Origin of the sequence: Flavobacterium beibuense F44-8, from assembly GCF_000769915.1 — a bacterium.
Classification (GTDB): Bacteria; Bacteroidota; Bacteroidia; order Flavobacteriales; family Flavobacteriaceae; genus Flavobacterium; species Flavobacterium beibuense.
In genome coordinates this window covers 1-274 of the sequence record NZ_JRLV01000061.1, presented here as the reverse complement: position 1 = coordinate 274, position 274 = coordinate 1, and the positions used below count along the sequence as shown (strand labels likewise).

Here is a 274-nt window from a genome sequence, read left to right as displayed (position 1 = left end):
CCAATTTGTGGGGTTGAGGCTATAGTAATGGTAAGGGATGCCAATACAGGTAAGCCACTTGCCAGTGCTAAGGTAGCCATCCTTGATGAGCGTAACAATGTAATTGAGACCAGAACAGCCGATGCTAATGGTAAGGTAACCTACAGTGTTGACTGCGACAGGGCCTATACCATACAGGCAAGCATGCCAAAATACGAACAGAATACTTTCCCTATTACTAAAACCCATGGCGGAGAGGTTAATGTTATGGCTGACCTGAGACCGATAGAGGAGA

1 protein-coding gene is annotated in these 274 nt (G+C 46.0%); it reads left to right on the top strand.

Going from position 1 to position 274, the window contains the following annotated elements; translation table 11 throughout:
• The coding region (locus Q763_RS17300; RefSeq protein ID WP_198133483.1) for a carboxypeptidase regulatory-like domain-containing protein at window positions 1-274 on the top strand (274 nt) is incomplete at both ends.